Below are 4375 nucleotides of genomic sequence, written 5' to 3'. Positions count from 1 at the left end.
CATCGACCCCCTCGAACGCCTCACCGACTGGGTCCGGTCCGACGAAATGCACCAAACCTTCAACTTCGCCTACCTCCACCACCCCTGGAACCCTGAGGAACTACGCCGCATCATCACCACCAGCCTCGAGGCCTTCGATAAAGTCGGTGCCCCCACCACCTGGGTCCTCTCCAACCACGACGTCGTCCGCCACGTCTCCCGCTTCGGGCTGCAGAGCCATGACCTGCGCAGCGGCGACGGGATCGGCCCTGATGATGCGCAGCCGGACCACGTCCTGGGCCTTGCGAGGGCACGTGCGGCCACGCTGTTGATGCTGGCTCTTCCCGGCGGCGTGTACCTCTACCAGGGCGAAGAACTGGGTTTGCCGGACCACACGATGATTCCGCATGAGTACCGCCAGGACCCGACCTTCCATCGGACGGACGGCGTCCGGGTGGGCCGGGACGGCTCGCGGGTGCCCCTGCCCTGGGTCGCCGACGCACCTTCCTACGGCTTCAGCAGCACCGGCAAGAGCTGGCTCCCCCAGCCCGGCCTGTGGGGAACACACGCCCGCGACATTCAGAAGCGGAACCCGGATTCGACGCTCAGCATGTACCGCAAAGCGTTGAAGCTGCGGCGCGAACTGAACCTTGGCCACGGTTCCCTGGCCTGGTGGCCCGAACATGATTCTGAAGGTGCAGTCGGTTTCGTCAACGGCAATGTGCTCGCTGTGATGAACATGGGCACCGAGCCCGTGGAACTTCCGGAATTCGAGATCCTGTGCCAGAGCTCCCCCGGTGCCATGTCGCACACCCGGCTGCGTCCTAACCGGACCGTCTGGATGCGTATCCCCTAACCCGCGCTAAGGGCCTCAGATCCCGGGAACGGCCTTACCCGGATTCAGGATGCCTGCTGGATCAAAGACTGCCTTGATCTGCCGCTGGAGCTGAAGGACTTCTTCCTGCTGTTCCAGCGGCAGCCAGCGCAGCTTGAACTGGCCAATCCCGTGTTCGCCCGTAATGGTTCCACCCATCCGCAGGGCGACGGTGATGGATTCGTCCAGGGCTGCGTTGAGTCTGTGAACACCTGCCTCGCCTTCCGTCGCCTCGATCCAAAAGGTGGGGTGGAGGTTGCCGTCACCGGCGTGCGCGACCACCTTGAGCTGAACCCGGTGGTCCTGGGCCATCCGCTCGAGTTCGGCGACGTAATACACCAGCTGCGACCGGGGTACGGCAACGTCTTCGCCCACCCGGATTTCATGCTCGACGTCGTCACCCCGGCTGTGCCGGCGCAGGTCCAGGAGCCGCTCTGCTTCTTCTGATCCCTCACTGCTTACGGTGCCGCCTAGTTCACGCAGCGCAGACCGCACTGCTGCTGCTTCGGCTTCGGCGCCGAATCCGTCGGTTTGGATGAGCAGCAGCGCGCCGCCCCGGGTCCCGAGGTCCGATCCGTGCGCCCCGTCCAGCGCGGCCATTGTGGCGCCGTCGAGCAGTTCCATGATCGACGGCTGCACACGTGCTGCCCCAACCGCCAGCACTCCCGCAGCGGCAGTCCGGAAGTCCGGGAAGAACGCGGCTACGGTCCTCACATCGCTGGGCAGGTAGCGCAGGCGTACGGTTATTCCGACAACAACGCCCAGTGTTCCCTCCGAGCCGGTGAAAAGGCCGGTCAGATCGTACCCGGCCACGCCCTTGAAGCTCTGGTGTCCCGTATGGATCAGTGTGCCGTCCGCCAGCACAACGTCCAGCGCCAGGACCGAGTCCCGGGTTACGCCGTACTTTGCGCAGCGGAGACCGCCGGCATTCGTCGCTACGTTGCCGCCGATGGTGGAGACCTTGTAGCTGGCGGGATCCGGTGCGTACATCAGGCCATGTGGCTTTACTGCCTCGTTGAGATCAGCGTTCACGACGCCGGGCTCGACGACGGCCAGTTCGTCACCCGGGCGGATGTCCAGGATGCGGTTCATCTTCTCAAGACTGAGGATTATGCAGTTCCGGGTGGCGTGCGCTCCCCCGGACACTCCTGTTCCGGCCCCGCGGGGAACAACGGCAGTGCCGGTACGTGAGGCCCAGCGCAGAACTTCCTGCACATCAGCGGCTGACTCGGCCCAGACCACGGCCAGAGGATCGATCAGTTCCTGGACTGGCCCCTGGTCCCGGGCGTAGCGCTTCAGGGTCTCCGGGTCCGTGTCGATTCGAACGCCGGGGATGGACACTTCAAGGTCGTGCAGGGCAGGCAGGCTCATAGGAAGAAGGCTACCGGGCGCCCATGAACCGTGCGTAACGTTGCAGAACGTTGCGCCACAGTGCCTCGGAGGCTTCGCGCTGATCTGCTCCGTCAGGGATTGAATCGAAGCCCGTATGCAAAATCCTCAGGGCCGTGCCCGTGCCCTCTGCTGTGAAGGAGACGCTGACAGTGGTGGAACCAGTACCCGGAGGATTCCATTCCAATTCCAGCAGCTGGCCTGGCCGGATTTCCTGAACAGCTGCACGCGTGGCGGATTCCTCTTCCTCACTGGTCTCAACCAATGCGCCGCCCTCGAACTCCACGTGGGTTCCTTCTCCGAAGGCGGTGAACTCCGTTGGCCACCACAGGTGGGGGTACTCATGGAATCCCCGGAAGGCCTCTTCTGTTTCACGGGGAACGACGCAGGTCTCCTCTACGTCGGAGACCGGTTCGCGTGGGCTCTCGGGCTCAGGTTCCGGGGCATGGCTGAAAAGCGATGGAGTCATCTCCCCAGCCTACGCAGTCCGGGCATCCCTGGTGCAGTCACTCGTTCCCGGAGCCCAGACGTGGCCTGTCCTCCGTTTTGGGCGTTTGCCTCCGTCTTGGGCGAGTCCTCGTGGGCGTTGTCCTCCGTTTTGGGACTTTCCTCCGTCTTCGGCGAGTCCTCGAGGCCGTTTCCCTGCGGTTGGGGACGATCCTCCGTATTGGGACGCCCTTCTGGGCCGTTTCCCTGCGGTTGGGGACATTCCTGCACTTTGGGACACTATTTGGGTGTGTTTCCCTGCCGGTTGGGGACATTCCTGCCAGTTTGGGTCTTTCCTCCGCGGCGCCGCGTCAGGAAAGTCCCAGGATGGCAGGCATGTCCCAAAGTGGAGTGGGAATTGCGAAGGATGGGGATGGCGCAGTCCGTTTCTCAGCCCTCGGCAGCCAGATGCACTCTGCTGGACGGGGCTGTCGGTCGGAAGGCTGTCCGTGCACGGTTTCCCGCCGGTCATTGAGGCGGTGGCTTTGCGCGGTGCCTTCCTCGAACCGAGTGTCTCGGCTGGTGGAGTTCCTCTGCGGGGAATCAACGGCTGTAGGCGTGCTTCTATTGCGTGCGATCCCCGTCTCCGGTTGCGGGTGGGCATGGTGTGATCCCGACCCACGGCAGCATGGCATATCGGACGGGACACTCATCGCCGGCTGCCTTCAGGGCTTCCCCAGTGCACGGTTTCCGCCCGTCTTTCCCACGTGCGGTGACTGCTGTGTCTGGTGTGGTCCCACGAGTAGTCAGGTGTCACTGAATGTGGGAACGGGCGGCGGGAATCTGTGTGTGCGAAGCGGCCCGGGATCCTGGATACCTGGGCCTGCCGGGGGGCTGGTAAGGCTGCGCACGTGACCGCGGTTCCCACCCCGTGTGCGGGGACCGCGGGGCTGGCGAGGCTGCGCGCCTGATCGTTGTTCCCACGCCGTGGTGCGTTGCTGCCCGGTGTGGTCAGACTGGTCTTCAGCTGTCACAGAAGGTGGGAATGCCGGGGCACCGGTGCCCGGGGTCGCGGATGAGGTGTTGTCCCTCAGGAGGCGCCGGTTTGGGTGCGGTTAGCTCCTCCTGACCGTGGTTCCCACACCGTGGTGCGGTTGTTAACCCGTGTGGTCCCACGAGTGAACAGGTGTCACTGAAGGTGGGAACGGCGGCCTGCCCCGGCCCGGACTCTCATGCTTCTCCGGAGAGGCAGGTCTCCGGGAACGGCGGACCGCCCCGGTCCGGGCCGGCATGCTTTGGCCGGCGGCGCGCACCGGGCAGCAGCGGGTCCGGGCAGCTGGCTTGCACTACGGACTGTCGTGCCTGGCCGCTGCGCGAATCGGCCGGCGCCGGGTAAGGGACCAGGGGTTAAACAGGGCAGGGCCCGCACACGTGGTGCGGGCCTTGCCAGGACTCCCCCGGTGTTCCAAGGGGGAACCTGTGTTTGGTTCCAGGGGGTGCGGTCCTGATTTTGCTTGTTAAAGTGTTTCAGGCCCTCGCAGCGTTGCGGGGCCTGAAACATTAATGGTTGTCCGGCGGTGACCTACTCTCCCACACCCTCCCGGGTGCAGTACCATCGGCGCTGCGGGTCTTAGCTTCCGGGTTCGGAATGGGACCGGGCGTTTCCCCCGCGCAATGACCGCCGTAACCCTTCCAACCCGAACCCCC

3 protein-coding genes and 1 rRNA gene are annotated in these 4375 nt (G+C 64.7%); 1 reads left to right on the top strand and 3 read right to left on the bottom strand.

Annotated elements, in window-relative coordinates; genetic code table 11:
- Positions 1-835, top strand: an 835-nt coding sequence (locus tag FYJ28_RS16995; protein ID WP_268235049.1) for an alpha-amylase family glycosyl hydrolase, incomplete at its 5' end; no start/stop codon positions are given.
- A 15-nt stretch (positions 836-850) separates the two neighbouring features.
- Here the strand turns inward: FYJ28_RS16995 and FYJ28_RS16990 are convergent.
- The 3 genes from FYJ28_RS16990 to rrf form a co-directional block, all read right to left on the bottom strand.
- Positions 851-2224: an FAD-binding oxidoreductase gene (locus tag FYJ28_RS16990; RefSeq protein WP_154580183.1), complete on the bottom strand. Its 1374-nt coding sequence runs from the start codon at positions 2222-2224 to the stop codon at positions 851-853.
- Between the two features lie 10 nt (positions 2225-2234).
- Complete coding sequence (locus tag FYJ28_RS16985) at positions 2235-2711, bottom strand: SRPBCC domain-containing protein (RefSeq protein WP_154580182.1); 477 nt, start codon at positions 2709-2711, stop codon at positions 2235-2237.
- 1526 nt (positions 2712-4237) lie between these two features.
- Positions 4238-4354: ribosomal RNA gene (gene rrf / locus FYJ28_RS16980) — 5S ribosomal RNA — on the bottom strand.
- Positions 4355-4375 lie beyond the last annotated feature (21 nt).

This window comes from Arthrobacter sp. BL-252-APC-1A (assembly GCF_009696625.1).
GTDB lineage: Bacteria > Actinomycetota > Actinomycetes > Actinomycetales > Micrococcaceae > Arthrobacter_B.
The sequence above is the reverse complement of the archived record's forward strand: the minus strand, read 5'-3'. Positions and strand labels throughout refer to the sequence as shown.